The sequence below is a fragment of the Caulobacter sp. GW821-FHT10A06 genome, assembly GCF_059415805.1.
The window spans coordinates 830,336-851,838 of record NZ_JBWKNY010000002.1 but is presented as its reverse complement, the minus strand read 5'-3'; the positions used below and the strand labels follow the sequence as shown (position 1 = coordinate 851,838).

Genomic DNA, 21,503 nt, shown 5'->3' with positions numbered 1-21,503 from the left:
CCCTTCGTGGGGAGTGCGTTTTGACGAGCAAGAGACCGACCATCGACGACGTCGCCCGCGTATCGGGCGTGGCGCGCGTGACGGTGTCTCGGGTGCTCAACGGCGGCCCCAATGTCCGCGACGAGGTCCGCGCCCGCGTCATGCAGGCGGTCGAGCAGCTGGACTACAAGGTCAATCCGCAGGCGCGCAGCCTGGCGGGCGGAGCCACCCGACTGCTGGCCTTCGTGTTCGCCTCGGACCCGGAAAACGATCCGAACTCGTACTACGAGTCCGCCCTGGAGCTGGGCGCGCTAAGGGCTTGTCTGGCCCTGGGCTACCAGGTGCTGGTCCAGAACGTCCCGGACCAGACGCCCGACTACCGCAAGCGCGTGCTGGACCTGATCACCACCCAGCGCTGCGAGGGCCTGATTCTGTCGCCGCCCTATAGCGACGACGTGGGGCTGATCGAGGCCGTGCTGGCGCAAGGGTGCAAGGTCGTCACCGTCTCGCCGGGCGGGCCGGGCAGGGGCACGACCGACGGCGTCGGCGTCGACGACGAGGCCGGCGGCTACGACGTCACCCGCGAACTGCTGCGCCTGGGCCATCGCCGATTCGGCTTCATCGCCGGCCTGGAGGGCCACTTGTCGGCCGATCGCCGCCTGAAGGGCTTCTGGCGCGCTTTGGAAGAGCAGGGACTGGGGGAGGGCGACTGCGTGGTCCTGCGCGGCGACTTCACCTTCCGCTCGGGGACTCACCTGGCGCCGCAGCTGCTGGACCACCCGCTAAAGCCCACGGCGCTGGTCTGCGCCAATGACGACATGGCCGCCGGCGTGCTGTCGGCCGCCCACGCCCGAGGCCTGAGCATCCCGGCCGACCTGTCGATCACGGGCTTCGATGACGCCCCCGTCGCGGCCATTGTCTGGCCGCCTCTGACCACGGTCCACCAGCCCGTGAAGGTGCTGGGCCAGAGGGCTGTGGAACTTCTGGTTTCACGCCTGAATGGGGTGAATTCCTCCCCCGAACCGATCTTCCAGCAGTTGGAACACGCGGTCGTGTCACGCCAGACGACAGGCTTGGCCTAAGCTCCCTGAAGTTGGGTTTGTTTCCATCTTGACAACGTTGTCGTGTTGCCGGCAATTGGAAGCGCTTCCATGGAAGCGCTTCCACGGCCAAGGTTCAGCCGTACAACAAAAACGATAGCTCGCCCGCGCAGGGGCGGGTCCAGAGGGGAGAGCTTATGCGAAACCGCACTCAGGGCGGCGCGCGTCCGTCCGTCCAGAAATTCTACGTTACTGCCTCGGCCGCCGCGATCACGCTGGCGCTGGCCGGTACGGCTTGGGCGCAGACGCCGGCGCAGAAGGACGACGAGACCGTCGACGCGATCGTGGTGACCGGCATCCGGGCCTCGATCCAGAACTCGATCAACATCAAGAAGAACGAGACCTCGATCGTCGAGGCCGTCTCGGCCGAAGACATCGGCAAGCTGCCGGATGTCTCGATCGCGGAATCGATCGCCCGCCTGCCGGGTCTGGCCGCCCAGCGCGTCAACGGCCGCGCCCAGGTCATCTCGATCCGGGGCCTGGCTCCCGACTTCACCACCACGCTGCTGAACGGCCGCCAGCAGGCCAGCTCGGGCGACAACCGCGCGGTCGAGTTCGACCAGTATCCGTCGGAACTGCTCAACAGCGTCGTGATCTACAAGTCGCCGGACGGCCAGGTCTCGGGCATGGGCCTGTCGGGCACCGCCGACCTGCGCGTCGTGCGTCCGCTGGCCTACGGCAAGCGCGCCCTCGCGGTGAACATCCGCGGCGAGAAGACCGCCGGCAAGAAGCTGAATGACGACGCCAGCAACTGGGGCGGCCGCTACAGCGCCAGCTACATCAACCAGTTCGCCGACGGCACGTTCGGCGTGGCCCTGGGCTACGCCCACCTGGATTCGCCGTCTCAGGTGAAACACTACAAGGCCTATGGCTACGAGGGCTTCCCAGCGGACTCCACCAGCCCCGACAGCGCCGATGGCGCGCTGATGCTGAACGGCCAGGAGATCTTCGCCACCTCGCGCAACAACAAGCGCGACGCCTGGATCGGCATCTTCGAGTACCAGCCCAACGACAAGATCCACTCGACGCTGGACCTGTACTACTCGACCTTCAAGCAGAAGGAGGTCGTGCGCGGCGCCCAGTGGTTCTCGAACCCGTTCGCCGACGGCGTGACCTTCTCGGACGTCACGACCGCCGATGTCGGCGGCTCGAAGTTCGCGACCAGCGGCGTGATCCGCAACGCGGTCCTGCAACTTCGCAACGACTACAACACCCGCATGGACCAGCTGTTCTCGGCCGGCTGGAACACCGAGTACCAGCTCGGTGAGAAGACCAAGGTGGTCGCCGACCTGTCCTATTCGTCCAACAAGCGGAAAGAACAGGTCATGGAGACGTACGCGGGTTACGGCCGCGGCATTGGCGGCGTCACCCCGGCGACGGGCGATGTGGGCCGCACCTATGACGGCATCCGCTTCGGCGTCTCCACTGATGGCTTCTCGCAGTACAACGAAGGCCTGAGCTACGACGACGCCAGCCGCGTCACCCTGGGCGACCGCGCCCCGTGGGGTGGCTGGGGCCACGACGGCTCGATCCGCTTCCCGCACGTCAAGGAAGACGTCACCGCCGTCGACATCCGTCTCGAGCACGAGATGGACGGCTTCATCACCCAGCTGTCGGGCGGCGTGAACTACACCGAGCGCGACAAGGGCAAGACCGTCTCGGACAACGACCTGTTCCTCAAGAACGGTCGCCAGCAGGTCTATGTGGACGGGGCCGACCTGGTCGATCCGACCCAACTGGGCTTCGCCGGCTTCGGCGGCGTGCTCAGCGTCAAGATCGGCGACGCCTGGCGCAAGTACTACAACTGGGCCCCGATCCTGGACGCCAACTTCTACGACAAGAACTGGGACATCAACGAGAAGGTCACGACCGCCTTCGCCCGCGCGACCTTCGCGGCCGGCGACCTGCGCGGCAATGTCGGCGTCCAGGTGGTCCGTCAGGAGCAATCGTCGAGTGGCGTGGTGATCAACGGCACCACGGCCGGCCAGCCGATCGTTCCGACCAAGATCAACGCCAAGGACAGCTACACCGACGTCCTGCCCAGCCTGAACCTGATCTACGACCTCGGCGGCGGCCACCGCCTCCGCGCGGCCCTGTCCAAGACCATGGCCCGTCCGCGCATGGACGAGATGCGCGCCAACGTCACGCCGGGCTTCAATGCGCTGGTCTGCTCCAGCCAGCCCTGCGGTCCGGGCACGACGGTCAATCCATGGTCGGCTTCGGGCGGCAACCCGCACCTGCGCCCGTGGAAGGCCGACGCCGCCGACCTGGCCTACGAGTGGTACATCAGCCCCGCGACCTATGTGTCGGTGGCCGGCTTCTACAAGAAGCTGAATACCTACATCTATCAGCAGACCGGCACGTTCGACTTCACGGGCATTCCGATCCCGGTCGGCGCCAGCATCCCGGCGGGCACCAACGTCAACCCGATCGGCCAGATCACGCTGCCCGCCAACGGCAACGGCGGTAATCTGCGCGGTCTGGAGTTCAGCGGCGCGATGGACTTTGGCCAGTTCGCCGGCCTGCTGAAGGGCCTGGGCGTGCAGGGCAGCCTGTCGCTGACCAAGTCGAACCTGAACCCGACCACCAGCACCTCGCCGGTCCGCATCCCGGGCCTGTCCAAGCGCGTGTACAACATCACGGGCTACTACGAGCGTGGCGGCTTCCAGGCGCGGATCAGCCAGCGCTACCGCTCGGCCTTCAAGGGCGAAGTGGTGCAGCTGTTCGCCACCCGCGGCTACACCGAGATCCTGGCCGATAAGCAGGTGGACGCCCAGGTCGGCTACACCTTCCAGGACGGTCCGCTGGAGAACCTGGGCATCCTGCTGCAGGTCAACAACCTGACGGACTCGCCGTACCGCACGCGTCTTGGCCTGGACAGCACCGGCACCAAGACCAGCAACGGCGGCGCGCTGCCGGAGACCTACGAAAAGTACGGCCGGCAGATTCTGTTCGGCGTGAACTATCGGTTCTAAGCAGAGAGGCTGAGCCTGGCCGCGCTCCCCCGCGGTTAAGGTTCGCCAGGCAAGAACCAACGGAGGCGGGGCCGCTTCGGCGGCCCCGACCTTTGATCAACGGGAGGCGAGTGGTTGCAACCGCTCAAGAAAATTCTGATCGCCGGCGGCGGGTCCGCCGGATGGATGACGGCGGCGCTGTGTTCGCGGCTCTTCCAAGGTCTCTATGAGATCGTCCTGATCGAGTCCGAGCAGATCGGCACGGTCGGGGTCGGGGAGGCGACCATCCCCGCCATCAAGAAATTCAACGAACTTCTGGGCATCGACGAGGACGACTTCCTGCGCAAGACGCAAGGGTCCTTCAAGCTCGGGATCGAGTTCCGCAACTGGTATCGCAAGGGCGAGAGCTACCTGCACGGCTTTGGCGTGCTGGGTCAGGACCTGGGCTGGCTGCGGGTGCACCAGTACTGGCTGCGCATGCGCGAGCTGGGCCAGGCGGGCGACTTCAACGACCTGTCGATCAACAACGCCATGGCCTTGCAGGACAAGTTCATGCGCGCCCGCGCCGACATGGCGGACTCGCCGATCGGCCACATCGCCCACGCCTTCCACTTCGACGCCGGCCTCTACGCCAAGCACCTGTCGACCTACGCCCAGGCGCGCGGCGTCCAGCGGCGCGAGGGCAAGATCGTCGACGTGACGCTGCGTCCCGAGGACGGCTTTGTCCAGTCGGTGACCATGGACGACGGCGCGGTGATCGCCGCCGACTTCTTCATCGACTGCTCGGGCTTCCGAGGCCTGATCATCGAGCAGGCCATGAAGACGGGTTACGAGGACTGGACCCATTGGCTGCCGGCTGACCGGGCCATCGCCGTGCCGACCGAGCGCTCGGAGCACTTCACGCCCTATACCCGCTCGACCGCCCATGACTCTGGCTGGCAGTGGCGGATCCCGCTGCAGCACCGCACCGGCAACGGCCACGTCTATTCCAGCCAGTATATCGACGACGACGAGGCCGAGCGCGTCCTGCTGGCCAACCTGGACGGCGCCCAGCGCGCCAACCCGATGCGGCTGCGGTTCACGACCGGCAAGCGCAAGAAGATCTGGAACAAGAATTGCGTGTCGGTGGGTCTGGCCAGCGGCTTCATGGAGCCCCTGGAGTCGACCAGCCTGCACCTGATCCAGTCGGCGGTGATCCGCCTGGTGCGCCTGCTGCCCGACGGCGGCTTCGACCAGGCCAATGTCGACGAGTTCAATCGCCAGAGCGACTTCGAATACGAGCGCATCCGCGACTTCATCATCCTGCACTACAAGGCGACCGCCCGCGACGACACGCCGTTCTGGCGCTACTGCCGCGATATGGAAGTCCCCGCGACCTTGCAGCGGAAGATGGACCTGTTCCGCGCCAACGGCCGGGTGTTCCGCGAGGATGACGAGCTCTTCACCGAGGAGAGCTGGATCCAGGTGTTCCTGGGCCAGGGCGTGATCCCGCGCAGCTACGACCCGCTGGTCCGCGTCCACACCGACGAGGCCATCGCCAAGCACCTCGGCAACATCGAAGCGGTCATCGGCAAGTGCCTGAACGTGATGCCCAGCCACGCCGAGTTCGTGGCCCGCACGTGCCAGGCCCCGCCGCTGGCCACGCCACCTCTTGTTCCAACAGCCTGATGTTCACACGGAGTAACGCCATGACGACCGCCGCCCAGCCTTCATCCGCCTTGCGGATCCTGTGCCGGACCACTGCCGCCGTGGCGTTGCTCGCCCTGACTCCGATGTCGGGCGTCCTGGCCCAGACCATGCCGACCAAGGACAGCGCCCCGCTGGCCCCGCGCGCTAACGACCCGGCCTGGGCTCGCGCCGACGCGCTCGTCAAGCAGATGACCTTGGACGAGAAGATCACCTACCTGCACGGCCTTTTCCCGCCCAACACCAAGCCGGCCCCGGCCGACATGATCCCTTCGGCCGGCTACGTGCCAGGCGTGCCGCGTCTGAAGATCCCGACGTTGCGTGAAAGCGACGCCAGCCTGGGCGTGGCCAACCAGGTCGAGCAGCGCAAGGGCGACGTCGCCACCGCTCTGCCGTCGGGCCTGGCCCTGGCCTCGACCTTCGAGCCCAAGCTGGCCTATGCCGGCGGCGCGATGATCGGCGCCGAGGCCCGCGCCAAGACCTTCAACGTCCTGCTGGCCGGCGGCGTCAACCTGACCCGCGACCCGTGGGCGGGCCGTAACTTCGAATATCTGGGCGAAGATCCGCTGCTGGCCGGCGAGATGGCCGGCGAGCAGATCAAGGGCGTGCAGTCCAACCACATCGTCTCGACGATCAAGCACTTCGCCCTGAACGCTCAGGAGACTGGCCGCCACGTGATGGACGCTCAGATCGACGAGGCGGACCTGCGCGAAAGCGACCTGCTGGCCTTCCAGATCGCCATCGAGAAGAGCAATCCGGCCTCGGTCATGTGCGCCTACAACAAGGTCAATGGCGACTGGGCCTGCCAGAACGACTTCCTGCTGAACAAGGTGCTCAAGCGTGACTGGAACTATCCGGGCTTTGTCATGTCGGACTGGGGCGCGGTGCACAGTACGGTCAAGGCCGCGCTGGCGGGCCTGGACCAGCAGTCGGGCCAGGAGCTGGACACCCAGATCTTCTTCGGCGACGACCTGAAGGCCGCCATCACCAAGGGCGAGGTCAGCCAGGCACGCGTGGACGACATGGTCCGCCGCATCCTGCACGGCGTGATCACCTCGGGCCTGATGGACAATCCGACCCCGACGACCGCCCAGCCGATCGACTACGACGCCCACGCCAAGGTCGCCCAAGCGGTGGCCGAGCGCGGTTCCGTGCTGCTGAAGAACAACGCCAACCTGCTGCCCCTGGCCAAGACGGCCAAGAAGATCGTGCTGATCGGCGCCCATGCCGATGTCGGCGTGATCTCGGGCGGTGGCTCGTCGCAGGTGCGTTCGGTCGGCGGCGCGCCGATCGAGATCCCGCTGAACGGCGGCGAGGCCGCCTCGTTCGTGCGCGTCACCTGGCACGCGTCCTCGCCGCTGGAAGCCATCAAGGCCGCCGCGCCGGGCGCTGAAGTCGTCTACATCGACGGCAAGGACCCGGCCGCCGCCGCGGCCGCCGCCAAGGACGCCGACGTCGCCATCGTCTTCGCCTGGCACTGGCAGACCGAAGCCCAGGACGCGCCCTCGATCGTTCTCCCTGAGAACCAGGACGCCCTGATCGACGCTGTCGCGGCCGCGAACAAGAATTCGATCGTGGTGCTGGAGACCGGCGGTCCGGTGACCATGCCATGGCTGGATCGCGTGGGCGCGGTGCTGCAGGCCTGGTATCCCGGCCAGCGCGGCGGCCAGGCCATCGCTCGCCTGCTGTTCGGCGACGTAAACCCGTCGGGTCGCCTGGCCATGACCTTCCCGAAGACCGCCGACCAGGCGCCTCGCGCCAGCGCGCCGGGCTTCGAGGAGCAGGCCGCCATCGACGACGCCCGCCGCGCCGGCCAGAAGGTCGACGGCATCAAGGGCTTCGCCGTGAAATATCCGGAAGGCGCCGCCGTCGGTTACCGCTGGTACGCCCAGGAGAAGCGCCAGCCGCTGTATCCGTTCGGCTACGGCCTGTCGTACACCTCGTTCGGCTACAAGAACCTCAAGGTCGAGGACGCGGCGGGCCTGAAGGTCAGCTTCGACGTCACCAACACCGGCAAGGTGGCCGGCGCCGACACCCCGCAGCTGTACGTGACAGCCGGCAAGCGCAAGTCGATGGTCCGCCTGGCAGGCTTCGAGAAGGTCGACCTGGCGCCGGGCGAGACCAAGCGGATCACCCTGACCGTCGAACCGCGCCTGCTGGCCGACTACGACGTCGCCAAGCCGGGCTGGACGATCCCGGCCGGGGCTTATCCGCTGTACGTCGGCGGTCACGCCGGCGACATGGCCCTGACCGGCACGGCCAACCTCAAGGCCTGGACGCGCAAGCCGTGATCCGGGGCGCTCTCTTCGCTGCCGCCGCGCTTGTCGCGGCGGCCCCGGCGGTCGCCGCGCCCAAGCTGCAGAGCTGGGTGACCACGGGCGACAAGAGCCAGCTGCTGGCCGCTCAAGCGCCTTCGGGCGCGGTAGCGGCCGGCGCGGTCGCTGGCCTGCCGGTCATCGCCGTCGACGCCAAGGAGCGCCATCAGTCGATCGTCGGCTTCGGCGGCGCGATCACGGACTCGTCGGCCTGGCTGATCCAGAACAAGCTGACACCGGCCGCGCGCGACAAGCTGCTGAAGGAGCTGTACGGGCGGGGGGAGGGCGGCCTGGGCTTCAGCTTCACCCGCATCACCATCGGCGCCTCGGACTTCTCGCTGGACCACTACAGCCTGGACGATGCGCCGGGCGGGGCAGGGGATCCGAAGCTCGAGCACTTCTCGCTGAAGCGGCCGCAGGAGTTCGTCTTCCCGACCGTCCGCGCGGCGCTGAAGATCAATCCCGAGCTGAAGGTCATGGCCTCGCCGTGGAGCGCCCCGGCCTGGATGAAGACCAACGGCTCGCTGGTTCAGGGCCAGCTGAAGCCTGAGGCCTATTCGGTCTATGCCGACTTCTTCGCCCGCTACATTCAGGAAGCTCGCAAGGTCGGCGTGCCCACCGACTATCTGAGCATCCAGAACGAGCCGGACTTCGAGCCCGACAGCTATCCGGGCATGCGCTGGTACGCCAAGGACCGCGCCAGGTTCTTCGGCGAGAACCTGGCCCCGGTGTTCAAGCGGGACAAGATCACCACCAAGGTCCTCGACTGGGATCATAACTGGGACCAGCCGCAGCAGCCGACGACCGTTCTGGCCGATCCCAAGGCCCGCGCGTTCCTGGCGGGCGTGGCCTGGCACTGCTACGCGGGCGACGTCTCGGCCCAACAGCCGGTGACCGACGCCAATCCGGACAAGGACGTCTTCCTGACCGAGTGCTCGGGCGGCGAATGGGCGCCGAAGTTCGACGACAGCTTCGCCTGGATGGTCGAGAACCTGATCATCGGCTCGGTGCGCGGCGGTTCACGCGGCGTCCTGATGTGGAATCTGGCGCTGGACGAAAAGTTCGGCCCGCACGCCGGCGGCTGCAAGGACTGCCGGCCGTTCGTGACGATCGACAGCCAGACCGGCGCGATCACGCGGACCCAGGAATACTACGCCTTCGGTCACGCCAGCCGGTTCGTGAAGCCGGGCGCGACGCGGATCGGCTCGCCGGCCAAGGTCGGCGACCTGCGCAGCGTGGCGTTCCAGAACAAGGATGGCGGCCGGGTGCTGATCGTGCTGAACGTCGGACAAGCGCCGGCCGACTTCGCGATCACCGAGGGCAAGCAGACCTTCAAGGTGACGCTACCAGCCCGCGCGGCCGGCACCTTTACCTGGTGACCCTAAGCTGGGAGGCCCTTTAGGTCTCCCAGCCCCAGCCCAGCCGGCGGCTGATGGCGTTGGCGGCGGCGATGACGCCCTGGCTGGCCTGCTCCATCCGCTCTTCGTCCATATATTGCGGGATGCTGGACAGGCTCATGGCCGCGACGATGGCGCCGCTGGCGTCGCGGATCGGGGCGGCGACGCAGCGGATGCAGTCGCCGGCCTCGTCGAAGTGGCGACCCAGCCCCTGGTCCCGGGCGAGGTGCTGATCCTCATCCGAAAAATAGATCGCCCAGGCCTCTTCCGAGGCATCCAGCATCAAAGCGCGACCCAGGGCCGTGTTGCTGACGCGGTTGCGGTCGCCGACCTGGTGGCGCACGGCCACGCGACGGCGGCTGGGCGAGCGGGCGATGTAGACGACATCGTCGCCGTCACGGACCGCCAGGTTGGTGGCGTCGTCCATCTGCTGGGCCAGACCGTCCAGGAACGGCTGGGAGACGACGGCCAGGCTGGTCGCCTCCTTGGCCTGGAAACCCAGGTCCATCAGCTTCGGGCCCAGGCGGTAGCCCTTGCGCGGGTCGTGGGTGAGCAGGCGGCGATCGACTAGGGCCGAGGCCAGGCGATGCGCCGTACTGCGGGTCAGGCCCAGCTTGCGTTCCAGCTCGGTCAGCGCCACCGGACCGCCACGCGCGGCGTCGAGGATATCCAGCGCGCGCAACAGGGTCTGGCTGACCTTTTCGGTCTTGGTTTCGCTGGTCACGAGCATGGCGAGGCATTTCCGCGGATGATCGGCGCTGTAGGTATCATCAAATCTGCCAGCGCTGGCACACTATCTGCTATCGCTAGCACTCAGACAAATGCCGTTATATCCACATGATGGGAACAGGGAGACTCGCGTGGGGGTAGGGGACTTTGGCGCTGCTTTGTCGGTGACGATCGACGACGTGGCCATCGCGGCCGAGGTCTCGATTCGAACCGTTTCCCGCGTCCTGAACGAGTCGCCGAATGTCGGCGATGAGACCCGCAAGCGGGTGCTCGAGACCATCGAACGCCTGGGCTACGCGCCCAGCACCCGGGCGCGGGCGCTGGCTTCAGGCCGGTCGTTCCTGATCGCCATGGTGCAGGACGACCCCAACGCTCACGTCATCGGTCCGTTGCAGCGGGGCATCGTCGAGGCCTGTTCCTCGCACGGCTACGAGCTGGTCGTGCGGCCGGTGCGGTCGGGCAATCCCGATGTCGCGGCCGACGTCGAGACCTTCGTGCGTCGCTCACGGGTGGATGGGCTGATCGTCCTGCCGCCGGCGTCCGAGATCGCCGCTATCCCTGAGCGCCTGACCCGCCTGGGCGTGCCGTCGGTCGGCATCGCTTCGGTCTCGATGCCTGAATATCCGTGCATGCTGGTCAGCAACGAGCGGGGCGCCAGTAGGGCGCTTGGCCAGCATCTCAAGTCGCTGGGCCACCAGCGCATCGCCATGATCGAGGGGCCGCCGCATTTCCGCTCGGCCCAGGAGCGCAAGGCCGGCTTCCTGGAAGGCATCGGCGGCGCCATGCCCGAGCCTTATCTGCGCAAGGGCGACTACGGCTTCGAGAGCGGCCTCGCAGCCGCCGAGGCGTTGCTGGCGCTGGACCAGCCGCCGACAGCGATCTTCGCCGCCAACGACATTATGGCCGCCGCCGTCGTCAAGACCGCCCGCGAGCGCGGCCTGGCCATTCCGGATCAGCTGTCGGTCGTCGGCTTCGACGACAGCGACATCGCCTCGATCATCACGCCGGCGCTGACCACGATCCGTCGTCCGCTGGTTGACATGGCCCAGGCCGCCACCGAGCGTCTGCTGGAGATGATCAACGGCAAGCGCCTGAACTGGCCGCAGGAGCCGATCGAGCTGACCCTGATGCACCGCCAGTCCGTCAGCTCACCGCGCTGACAGGCCGTTGTCGCTAAAGCGAATCCGGTCGGGATCCAGGCCCAGCTGGGCCAGATTGGCGCGGGCAGCAGCCTTCAGGTGATCGCTGGCGACGGGGTTGGGCTTCTGCTTCAGCTCCATCGTCGCCACCGAGGTGAACATGCCCGTGACGGCCAGCTGTTCGTAGAGCTTCTGCTTCTCGGCGTCGGACGCGCCGGCGACGCCGGGCTCGCCCTGGAGCAGGCCGCGCATCTGGGCGATCAGCGGCCGGGCCTGCTGCGGCGTCACCTGCGTGCCCGTGACGGCCTCGTAGCTGGTGGCGACATACAGCGATAGGGCGGTCGGCAGGTCGTGATCGGGCTGGCCGAACAGGCGCTCGATCCCGCCAAACTTTCCCAGAAGCTGTTGAAAAACCGACGTAACCTCAGTTCGTTTTGAAGCGGGATACGTAGACGCCATGGCCGGGATCGCGGTGGCGCTGGGCGTCGATACGAACCGCAGGCTCTTGGCGGAAACCGGCGCGGAACGCGGCGGAGCGCTGGCTGGTGACTTGGCCTGATCGCCAAGCAGCGCCTTGGTCCGCGCCACGATGGTGCTGGCATTCAGCGCGTTGTTAAACGCGCCGCCGTCCATCAGATAGACATTGACCATGTCCTGGGCGCGCGCCGGCGCCGCGATCGTCAGGACCGCGCCGACGAGAAGAACCGCTGCCGATCGAGCCATGCCATTTCTCCCGATTGCGTTGTGGCGCGAACTTAGCCGGGCTGTCCCTGACTCCTAGATCGTAGATCGTGCAGGCCAGCGGAACGAAGCACCTGCGGACTCTTTCCGCGCTACAGACTCCTACGTCCCCGGTCGCGACTCCAATATGTGCGACGGCCGCTTGTAGCGCTTCTTCGGCGATCCCTTCGGGCGTTCCAGCGATCGATAGAGGGTCGAGCGCGCGACACCCAAGGTCCGGGCGACCTCGGCGCCGCTGACCGCCGGATCCGCCAGCAGAAGTTTGGCGTGACTGACCTGCTGCGTGGTCAACTTCGACGGGCGACCGCCGAGCCGACCACGTGCTTTCGCGGCCGCCAGACCGGCCAAGGTCCGCTCACGCACCAAGTCTCGTTCCATCTCCGCCATCGCGGCCATAACGTGGAAGAAGAACCGCCCAGCGGCCGTGGAGGTATCGATCCCATCGGTCAGGCTGACGAAGTTGATCTCCTTCGCCCCAAGCTCCGCCGTGAAGTCCACTAGCTGCCGAACCGTCCGCCCCAGGCGATCTAGCTTCCAGACAACCAGCGTGTCGCCGGCGCGCAGATGCGACAACGCGTTTGCCAAGCCAGTCCGATCACCGCGTCCGCCGCTGGCATGGTCGGAGAAAATCCGCTCGCAACCGGCGCGCGTCAGCGCATCGACCTGAAGATCCAGGCGCTGGTCGGCGGTCGAGACGCGGGCGTAGCCAATGAGCATGTCGCCATTGTCTCAAATCTCATCCACACCGCCAAACGCGCTCCTTTGATTTCGCGACACGGTTTCCGGACCCCTCACGTTCAAGTCAGCCAGGGGAGGGCGGTTCGCGTGGGGAGGGGGCCGACTAACCTGCGTTTTTCGGACAGCAGGGAGCGGCCGAGCATGACTCTTAGGCGACCTTAGGAAGGTCTGCTCAGGTGCGTCAGACTAGCGGCCCTCTATTGCCAACTCATCGAGGAGGACCAGGGCCCACTCTCGAAGTGACGCCTTGGCTCGATGGTAAGTCGATCGGCGAGATCTAGATCTCCACGCAGCCTAACCTCGTCCGAGAGCTAAGATCGGTGATTGGAGTGGATTAGCCGGGGGCAAGCGAAAGACGCGCTACGCGTCTGGCCACCGCTCCGATATCCGCGCCGCGCGCTACCCCTTGCAGTCCGACTTGCCGACGTTCTGCCACTTGCGGAAACCCTTGCCAGTCTTGGCCTGGAGGTTGTCGCCGCTTCGGCGCAATTCGATGTCGCCTGAGCGGCCCGTCTGGACGTCGCAGCGTCCGGCGAACACGCGGTCGACGCAGGTCGCGCGGGGCGCATAGCCCAGCTCTTCCCAGGCCCCGCCAGCGAAGCGGCGACAGGCTACGTGGTCGGCGGGCAGCTTCTCGGGCTCCGGCGGCGGCGCGGCCACCACCGGCGCGGCGGCATTCGCGGCGGCTTCGGCGGCGGCGGCCTTCTGCGCGGCCTCGGCCAGTTTCTGGGCGCGCAGCGTGGCGGGGTCCACGGCCGGGAGGTCTGGCTGGTCCGGCTGATCGTTGGCGAGCTGGAACCAGGCCATCTGCATCGTCCAGCCCCTGGACTTGGCGAGCTCGCCCAGGCGCTGGGCGAAGTCCCGCGGCGGCTTTGCGGCGGCGCCCGGGCGGAGGCCGAGGTCGAAAGGACCAGCGCCCTCGACCATCAGCAGTCCGGCCAGGCCCGGCTCGCCCAAGCACATCGAGACGCGATGACGGCCGTTTCCCAGGTCCTGATAGAGATTGGGGTTGCGGGCGGCGAGCCTGTCCAGCTGCTCGCGGCTGGCGGCGAACTGCTCCAGGCGACCGGAAGGTTGGACCGCGACCAGGCTGTAGTTTTTCGACGGATCGGGCGTGATGTTGATGACAGCCTGCGCCCACAGGCCCCTGGGGCAGCCCTGTATGCCCCGGTCGATCTCGAAGCGTGTCTGGAGGGCGATGACGGCGGGCGCGGCGATGGCCTTGGAGTCGCGCGCGCCGCGCGCCGCGTCGAGCAAGGGGCAGGCGGCCTGGTCCGCCGCCAGGACGCCGGTGGAATCGACCTGCAGGCCCGACGCGCCGGCGCGACGGGAGGCCGAGGCCACCGCGCGGTTCACGGCCGTGGGATCACCGGCCGCCCCGGAGACCTGGATGACGGTCGAGCCGTCGCCGGCCTGGCCGTGTCCCACGGTCAGCCACGAACACGGGATGCTCGGCAGCGCGGTGGCGATCGCCTGTTCGGCCTGGAGGACGTCCGGCGAGGCGGGCGGGGCCTGGGCGGTCGAGGTCGCGGCGGTGGGCAATCGGCCCTTGCTCTGCGACGACAGGATGGTGATGCCGACGCCGGCGACGACCACGGCGGCCACCGCGCCGATCGCGATCAGCTTGCCGCTCGGGCGAGCGCGGGCGGGCGAAGGCGCTGATGACGGCGAGACCGTCTCGGTCTTGTCCGGGCCCGAGCCGTAGGCGAAGTCCATAGCGGGGGGGGCGGGCGAGACGGCGTCGTCGTCATCGTCGGTCTCCACCGACGCGGGGGTCTCGATCCGCCCCCCTTCGTCGTGCGAGGGAGCGCCGACGTCACCGATGTCGGACGCGACTTCCGCCTCGTCTTCGATCGCAGGGGCGGGTTCGATCTCCGGCTCGGGCGCGGCCGAGAAGACGGTGCGCTCGGGGAGCGGCGGTTCGGTCGTCTTGGGAGCTTGTGGAAGCGGCGAGGGCGCGAAGACCGTGCGCCCCTGCGCCGGCTCTTCAGGCGTTTCGAGTGGGATGTCGGGATCGGCGATATCGGGACTGGTGACGATCGGCGGCGTGGTCTCTTCCGCGTGCGGTTCGGCGCTGAACCACGACGGCGGTTCGGAGCCGAAGTGCACGACCGTCCGCTCGCTGTCCGCCACCAGGTCCGACGCCAGGGCGTCGCTCGCGGGGACCCAGGACGGCGTGGAAGGCGTCGACGGCTCGTTCGACAGGTCCAGGGCGTCGAGGGCCGCGATCAGCTCCGCCATGGTCTGGGGGCGGTTGCTGGGATCGGGACTCAGCATCCGGGCGAACAGCGGCCGCAGGATCGCCGGCACCGCATCGATATCCGGACCGGCCCGGCGACGGTCGATCGCGTCGACCAGGGTCGCGCCCATGTCGGGCGCCTTGCCGCCGGCCAGAGCCAGGGCCACCAGGCCCAGGCTGTAGACGTCGGTCCAGGGGCCGACACGACGGCCGAAATCGCCGAACTGTTCGGGCGCGACATAGCCCAGCTTGCCCGCGAAACCGTCTCCCACCACGGTCTGGGCGCCGATCTCCATGCTCTTGGCGATGCCAAAGTCGATGATCTTGGCGCGGTTGAGCACGCCGTCGGGCAGCAGGATGTTTTCCGGAGAGATGTCACGGTGGATGGCGCCGTGGCTGTGAGCGGCCTCGAGCCCCTCGGCCAGGCGTCGCGTCAGGCGCACCAATTCCGTCGTCGCGGGCGGAGGACCCTTGCCGATCAGCTGGGTGAGCGGCGCGCCGTCGATATAGTCGGTGACGATGTAGAGCAGGTCCTTCCGCGGCTCGCGGGCCAGCACGCGGTACTGGACCAGGGCCGGGTGCGCCAGGCTGATGAGGGTCTTGGCCTCCTTGCGGAACAGGGCCTGGACCTTCGGGTCGGCGGCCAGGTGAGGCAGGATGACCTTGATCGCCACGCGCTCGTCGGCGTTGACGTTGACGCCCTCATAGACCTCGCCCATGCCGCCCCGGGCGATGAAGCGCTTGACCTCGTAGATGCCGTTCAGGACGAAGCCGATCGGGAGGATACCCTGCCGTCCAGCTTTTCGCGCGCCGCGCTTCCCCAACGAGGACTGGCCCAACGAGGATTGGGTGAAGCCGGTGGTCGAGGCCACGTCGTCAGCGGGATCGTCGGACATACTCAGGCCACGGCTTCCTGGATCAGAGTGGCGTCGCTCTGCGGTGACGCTTCCACCTGTTCGAACGCGTAGGTGAAGGTTGAGTTCTCAACCGAGACGGTAATCTTCGCTATTTCTTCGCCGGCCATCTGCCGCTCCAGCAGGACGACCGACAATTCGGGCAGCATGGTGTTGGTCAGGATGGCGTCGATCATCCGGCCGCCCGACGCCACCTCGGTGCAGCGCGAGACGATCAGCGCCGTGACCGCCTGGTCGTAGGCGAAGACGATGCCGTGGTTCTCGGCGATCCGCTTCTTGATGCGGTCGAGCTGCAGGCGGACGATGCGTTCCAGCATGGCGGGCGACAGCGGATAGTAAGGCAGCACGATCAGGCGGCCCAGCAGCGCGGGCGGGAAGACCTTTAGCAACTCCGGCCGCAGGGCCTGGGCCAGGGGCTCGGCCTCGGGTTTCATTTCCTCGTCCTCGGACAGCGAGGCGATCAGGTCGGAGCCGACATTGGAGGTCAGCAGGATCAGGGTGTTCTTGAAGTCAATATGGCGACCTTCGGAGTCGTCCATGTAGCCCTTGTCGAAGACCTGGAAGAACATCTCGTGGACGTCCGGGTGGGCCTTCTCAACCTCGTCGAGCAGCACCACGGAGTAGGGGCGGCGACGCACCGCCTCGGTCAGGACCCCGCCTTGCCCGTAGCCGACATAGCCGGCTGGCGCGCCCTTCAGGGTCGAGACGGTGTGGGCCTCCTGGAATTCGCTCATATTGATGACGATCAGGCTGTCGTCGCCCGAATAGAGCAGTTCGGCGAGGGCGTGTGCTGTCTCGGTCTTGCCGACGCCCGAGGGGCCGGCCAGCATGAAGACGCCGACCGGCTTGTTGGGATTGTCTAGCTTGGCGCGGCTGGTCTGGATGCGCTTGGCGATGGCGTCCATCGCGTGATCCTGGCCGACCACCCGGCGCTTGAGCTGGTCGGCCAGGGTCAGGACCGAGGCGATCTCGTCCTTGACCATCCGGCCCACCGGGATGCCGGTCCAGTCGCCGACCACGGCCGCGACGGCGTCGGCGTCGACCTCCGCGAAGACCATCGGACTGTCGCCCTGCACGGCGGTGACCGCGCGCAGGGCCGAGTCTAGCGCGGCCTTGCGGTCGGCGAGGTCGGGCGCGTCGGCGGCCTTGGCTTCGGCCAGGGCCTGACGAGCCTCTTTCAGTTTGGCGATCGCGTCCTGCTCGGCGGCCCATTGGGTCTCGATCAAATCGAGTTCGGACTGGGCGGTGACGATTTCGTCCTTCAGCCGGGTCAAGCGACCGTCGTCGGTGTAGTGGCCCTCGGCTTCGCGGGTCGCGATCTCCAGCTCGACGTTCAGCAGCTGGACGCGGCGGCGGCGGTTCTCCACCGCGGCGGGCGTCGCGTGCTGCGAGACCGCGACGCGGGCGCCGGCGGTGTCGAGCAGGCTGACGGCCTTGTCGGGCAGCTGCCTGGCCGGGACGTAGCGCTGCGACAGCTTCACGGCGGCCTCGACGGCCTCGTCCAGGATCACGACCTGATGGTGCTTCTCCATGGCCGGCGCCACCGAACGCAGCATCGAGACGGCGATATTGGTCTCCGGTTCGCCGACATTGACGGTCTGGAAGCGGCGGGTCAGGGCCGGGTCCTTCTCAATATACTGCCGGTACTCGGACCACGTGGTGGCCGCGATCGTGCGCAGGCGTCCGCGCGCCAGGGCGGGCTTGAGCAGATTGGCCGCATCGCCTGAGCCGGCCTGGCCGCCGGCCCCGATCAGGGTGTGGGCCTCATCGATGAACAGGATGATCGGCTTGGGCGATGACTCCACCTCGTCGATCACCTGGCGAAGGCGTTTCTCGAACTCGCCCTTCACGCCGGCGCCGGCCTGCAGCAGGCCGATGTCCAGCGCGCGCAGGGTGACGTCCTTCAGCGCCGGCGGCACGTCGCCGCCGACGATGCGGCGGGCCAGGCCTTCGACCACGGCCGTTTTGCCGACACCGGCCTCGCCCGTGAGGATCGGGTTGTTCTGACGCCGGCGCAGCAGGATGTCGACGACCTGGCGGATCTCGGCATCGCGGCCGACGATGGCGTCGATCTCGCCCGAACGGGCCTTGGCGGTGAGGTCGACCGAGTACTTGGCCAGGGTCTCGCCGCCGGCGGCGAAGGGATCGGCGGGACCGCCGACGCTCTCGGCGACGCTTTCGGCGATCGGGGCGCCGCCGACTTCGGCCGAGCCGGCCACGACTTGGTCGAAGCCGTCGGCCAGGACGTCCGCCGCGATCTTGCGGAACTCCGGCGAGATCGAGAACAGGGCGTTGCGCAGGGTCGGGGTCTTCAGCATCCCGAACAGCAGGTGGCCCGTGCGGACCTTGCCGGCCTGGAACATCAGCGAAGCGTAGAGCCAGCCCTTCTCGATGGCCTCCTCGATCTGCGGCGAGAAGTCGGAGATCGCCGTGGCGCCACGGGGCAGGGCGTCCAGGGCGGCGACCACGTCGCGGACCAGCTTGACCTCGTCTAGGCCGAAACGGATGCGGATGGCCCCGACATCGTTGCGCGGATCCTGCAGCAGGACGTGGATCCAGTGCGCCAGCTCGACATACGGATTGCCCCGAAGCTTGCAGAAGCCGGTGGCCGTCTCGATACTCTTGAGGCCCGTTGGGCTGAGGCGACCGAACAGCGCGGAGCGGTTGATCTCGGTCATGCGACACCTCTTGTGACTATGGTGCTCTTGGCGGCGTTTCGGGCGCTGCGAGCGATCCGACGGGCGCTGGGGCCCAGGCGGGTCTCCGCGCGGGAGCCGCAGCCGAGCGGCGGGTTCATCCAACTGGTCCAGCCCAGGCGCGCGCGGCCGTCCAAGGCGGTCGGGCGCATCGCCGTCTCGCTGACCTCGACCTCCAGGTCCCACTCCAGGTGAGAGGGGGCGAACGAGTCCAGCGCCTCGGCCACGACGGCGAAGCGCGGACCGCCGGGCATCAGGTCCTCGTAGTCGCGATAGGTGTCGACGTGGACGGCGATGCGGTAGGCGTCGGTGATCGTGCTGACGCGGCGACCGCAGACCGCATCGCCGCCCAGCTGGCTGAATGCGCCGCCCAGACGCGTCTGGTCAGCCACCTCGATGTCGCGCCAGCGGGGCTGGTACTCGATCAGGCGCACCGGCGAGCCCACCAGGTCGGCGACCGCGTCCTCGATCCCCGCCGCGCTGCGCCGCGAGGCGTAGAGGCCCGCATAGTAGAGACGCGCGCGGGCCGGGAACGCCGCGTCCTCGCGCACGCCGTCGGTCGCGCCGGTCAGGGCCGCCAGATACGAGGCGAAGCGGTCGTCGCGCGGGCGGTCGGCATTGGCGGCCGGATTGGACTCGGCCCAGGCGCGATAGAAGAACTGCAGCATGCGCCCGGCCAGCACGTCCAGGAACCGGCCGAACGGATGGTTCTTGGCGTAGCGGCGCTCATAGTGCGCGAACTCGGTCATGTGCAGGGGCAACGGCCCCATCGGCCCGGTCAGCCCGAACCAGTAGCCCTGGACCCGCGTGCGGCCGCCTTTGACCGTGATGCTGTCCAGTGTCGATCCCGGAAACCCCAGGGCCGGGGTCTGGGCCAGGTCGACCAGATTCTGAGAGGGCAGGCGGGCGTCGCCGATCCGCGGCAGGTCCGCGGCGCGCGACTCCGCCGCGCGCAGAAGCCCGAACAGGCCGAACCGCCGCGCCTGCCCCGCCGCCCGGCGGAGAAAGTCTAGATGTTCCGACGTTCGCCCATTCTCGGGGGCCATTGCGCGAAGGTTCCTTCCTGGGGGCTGTCGAAGACGCTTTCGGTGAAGGCGTTGACGGTGGCGAATTCGCCGAGAAAGCGCTCCAGCACCGCCGAGAACAGGAACATCCGCCCGTTCTCGAAGGGCGCGTCGTCCAGCTTCACGCGCAGGCGCTGGCCACGGGCGAAGGCGCTGCGCCCGGCGCCTGGAACCCGCCGCGTCACGGGTTTGGAGCGCACCGCCAGCACGCCGTCGATCTGGCGACGCAGGTGCGGATCGTCGGTGCGGCCGTACAGCGCCAGGTGATCGCGCAGCACCGAAGGGTCGTCGTCATTGTCGAGCGCGAAGGCGGCATAGTTAGGGGTCAGGTGACCGATGACCCGCCAGGCCCCATCGCTGATGCCCATAGGCGGACGCGGCTTGGTTGGCGCACGGACGATCGTTGCGGCCTTGACCGGCACGCCGCTGATCCGGAAGTCGGTGGTCCCGCCCACGCGCAGGTTCTCGGCCAGCTCGCGGTTGGTGACCAAGGCCCGGACGCCCAGCTCGTAGACGCTCTCCAGCCGCCTGGGCTCGCCCGGCGCGATCAGGCTGATCCAGGTCTCGGTGCCCAGATAGTCGGCGCGGCGGCGCAGCCGCTGCTCCTTGGTTGACAGGCGTCGGTGGCGCAGGCGCGTGATGTAGAACAGCGCCTCGCTCCAGTCGTAGAGCAGGCTGCCGAACGCGTGCAGCGGCGCGACCGGGCGGGCGTCCCCGTTCTTCTGCGAATAGGCGGTAACGTCCAGAACGCGATAGACCTCGAAATCCAGCGGCCGGGTGCGGTCGGCCATCAGCTGGTGCTCGTGGTCGAACTCGTTGATCGCGACGCGGTCGAGCTGTTTCTCGAACAGATTGATGGCCGGCGTGGCGAAGAGCCGGAAGTTGGCCGGCGACACCGCCCCGGCCAGGGCGCTGGCCGAGCGGTTGAACAGCAGCACGACCTCGCACTCGCCCTGGCAGCCAGCGAAGGCCTTGCCCAGCTCGCGCAGGCGCACGAACAGGAAGCGCTCGGGACAGGCGAAATATTCGGAGAGGATCCGGTACCCCCGGAACGACCGGCGGCCATTGGGCAGCAGGGCGCACTCCTCCTCGAAGCCATGCTGCTCGGCGACCGGCAGCTTGACCCAGGCCTTGGCGCCGGCGGCGGACTCCGCCGAACGGGCGACGATGGCCACGGCGTCGCCGATCAGCTGTCGATAGAGCTCGCCGGGCACCAGCTCGGAGCCGTCGAGATAGATCGGCAGGGAGTCCGGCGCGAAGGCCGACAGCGGGATGCCGCCTAGGCCGGCGAACTTCAGGCGCAGCCCGGCCTCGGCCCGCACGCCGGCCGCCCCCGCATAGGCCGAGACGGCCGCGCGGGTCGGCAGGTACTCGGCTTCGGTGATCCGAAGGGGCCAGAGGGTGACGTCCTGGCCGGTGCGGAAGGTCACGGGCGTGGCCGCATCGTCGCGGCCGGTGGCCGACATCTCGGTCAACCGCGGCACCTTGAAGCCCGCGGCGATCGCATGATCGCCCTCGCGCGGCTCCAGCGCCACAACGCACATCGACGGCGTCGGCGCCAGGTAATGCGGTTGGATGGCGTTCAGCAGATGCTGGGTGAAGTCCGGGAACTGGTCCTGCAGCTTCAGCTTCACCCGGGCCCCGAGGAAGGCGACGCCCTCCAGCAGGCGCTCGACATAGGGGTCGGTGTCGGCCGGGGCGTTCAGGCCCAGGCGGCTGGCGACGGACTCGTATTCCTCGCCGAACTCCTTCGCCGTTTCGCGGAGATAGAGCAGCTCTTCGTTGTAGGCCCTGAGCAGTCGGGGATCCATG

Annotated in this window: 13 protein-coding genes; 6 read left to right on the top strand and 7 right to left on the bottom strand. The window is 67.9% G+C overall.

Features of this window, described 5'->3' with window-relative positions; genetic code table 11:
* The first annotated feature begins 20 nt into the window (after nucleotides 1–20).
* From AC07NF_RS07585 to AC07NF_RS07565, 5 genes are all read left to right on the top strand, one after another.
* Nucleotides 21–1,061: a LacI family DNA-binding transcriptional regulator gene (locus tag AC07NF_RS07585; RefSeq protein ID WP_492810693.1), complete on the top strand. Its 1,041-nt coding sequence runs from the start codon at nucleotides 21–23 to the stop codon at nucleotides 1,059–1,061.
* Nucleotides 1,062–1,216: 155 nt separating this feature from the next.
* Nucleotides 1,217–4,054, top strand: a complete 2,838-nt coding sequence (locus tag AC07NF_RS07580; RefSeq protein ID WP_494627645.1) for a TonB-dependent receptor — start codon at nucleotides 1,217–1,219, stop codon at nucleotides 4,052–4,054.
* A gap of 114 nt (nucleotides 4,055–4,168) precedes the next feature.
* Nucleotides 4,169–5,701 carry a tryptophan halogenase family protein gene (locus AC07NF_RS07575; RefSeq protein ID WP_494627647.1) on the top strand — a complete coding sequence of 511 codons (1,533 nt, stop codon included), beginning with the start codon at nucleotides 4,169–4,171 and terminating at the stop codon, nucleotides 5,699–5,701.
* A 20-nt stretch (nucleotides 5,702–5,721) separates the two neighbouring features.
* On the top strand, nucleotides 5,722–8,010 hold the full coding sequence (locus AC07NF_RS07570) for a beta-glucosidase (protein WP_494627649.1): 2,289 nt from the start codon (nucleotides 5,722–5,724) through the stop codon (nucleotides 8,008–8,010).
* Nucleotides 8,007–9,413 carry a glycoside hydrolase family 30 protein gene (locus tag AC07NF_RS07565; RefSeq protein WP_494627651.1) on the top strand — a complete coding sequence of 469 codons (1,407 nt, stop codon included), beginning with the start codon at nucleotides 8,007–8,009 and terminating at the stop codon, nucleotides 9,411–9,413. Before AC07NF_RS07570 ends, AC07NF_RS07565 begins: the two co-directional genes overlap by 4 nt.
* Before the next feature lie 19 nt (nucleotides 9,414–9,432).
* On the opposite strand, the gene AC07NF_RS07560 is transcribed toward AC07NF_RS07565, so the two are convergent.
* The gene (locus AC07NF_RS07560) at nucleotides 9,433–10,161 is read right to left on the bottom strand and encodes an IclR family transcriptional regulator (RefSeq protein WP_494627653.1); all 729 of its coding nucleotides are present in this window, start codon (nucleotides 10,159–10,161) and stop codon (nucleotides 9,433–9,435) included.
* Between the two features lie 130 nt (nucleotides 10,162–10,291).
* Between AC07NF_RS07560 and AC07NF_RS07555 the strand changes: the two genes are divergently transcribed.
* Nucleotides 10,292–11,320: a LacI family DNA-binding transcriptional regulator gene (locus tag AC07NF_RS07555; RefSeq protein ID WP_492810682.1), complete on the top strand. Its 1,029-nt coding sequence runs from the start codon at nucleotides 10,292–10,294 to the stop codon at nucleotides 11,318–11,320.
* Here the strand turns inward: AC07NF_RS07555 and AC07NF_RS07550 are convergent.
* From AC07NF_RS07550 to tssF, 6 genes are all read right to left on the bottom strand, one after another.
* A complete protein-coding gene (locus AC07NF_RS07550; protein ID WP_494627655.1) occupies nucleotides 11,309–12,022 on the bottom strand; it encodes a DUF6683 family protein in 714 nt (237 codons plus the stop codon). The genes AC07NF_RS07555 and AC07NF_RS07550 overlap by 12 nt on opposite strands.
* 120 nt (nucleotides 12,023–12,142) lie before the next feature.
* Nucleotides 12,143–12,757: a recombinase family protein gene (locus AC07NF_RS07545; protein ID WP_494627657.1), complete on the bottom strand. Its 615-nt coding sequence runs from the start codon at nucleotides 12,755–12,757 to the stop codon at nucleotides 12,143–12,145.
* 420 nt (nucleotides 12,758–13,177) lie between these two features.
* Nucleotides 13,178–15,913 (bottom strand): serine/threonine-protein kinase, encoded by a 2,736-nt coding sequence (locus tag AC07NF_RS07540; protein ID WP_494627659.1) that lies wholly within the window; start codon nucleotides 15,911–15,913, stop codon nucleotides 13,178–13,180.
* 2 nt (nucleotides 15,914–15,915) lie between these two features.
* Nucleotides 15,916–18,609 (bottom strand): type VI secretion system ATPase TssH, encoded by a 2,694-nt coding sequence (tssH, locus tag AC07NF_RS07535; RefSeq protein ID WP_494627661.1) that lies wholly within the window; start codon nucleotides 18,607–18,609, stop codon nucleotides 15,916–15,918.
* The gene (tssG, locus tag AC07NF_RS07530; protein ID WP_494627663.1) at nucleotides 18,606–19,673 is read right to left on the bottom strand and encodes a type VI secretion system baseplate subunit TssG; all 1,068 of its coding nucleotides are present in this window, start codon (nucleotides 19,671–19,673) and stop codon (nucleotides 18,606–18,608) included. The genes tssH and tssG overlap by 4 nt, the downstream gene beginning before the upstream one ends.
* On the bottom strand, nucleotides 19,637–21,502 hold the full coding sequence (gene tssF / locus AC07NF_RS07525; RefSeq protein WP_494627665.1) for a type VI secretion system baseplate subunit TssF: 1,866 nt from the start codon (nucleotides 21,500–21,502) through the stop codon (nucleotides 19,637–19,639). The genes tssG and tssF overlap by 37 nt, the downstream gene beginning before the upstream one ends.
* Nucleotide 21,503 lies beyond the last annotated feature (1 nt).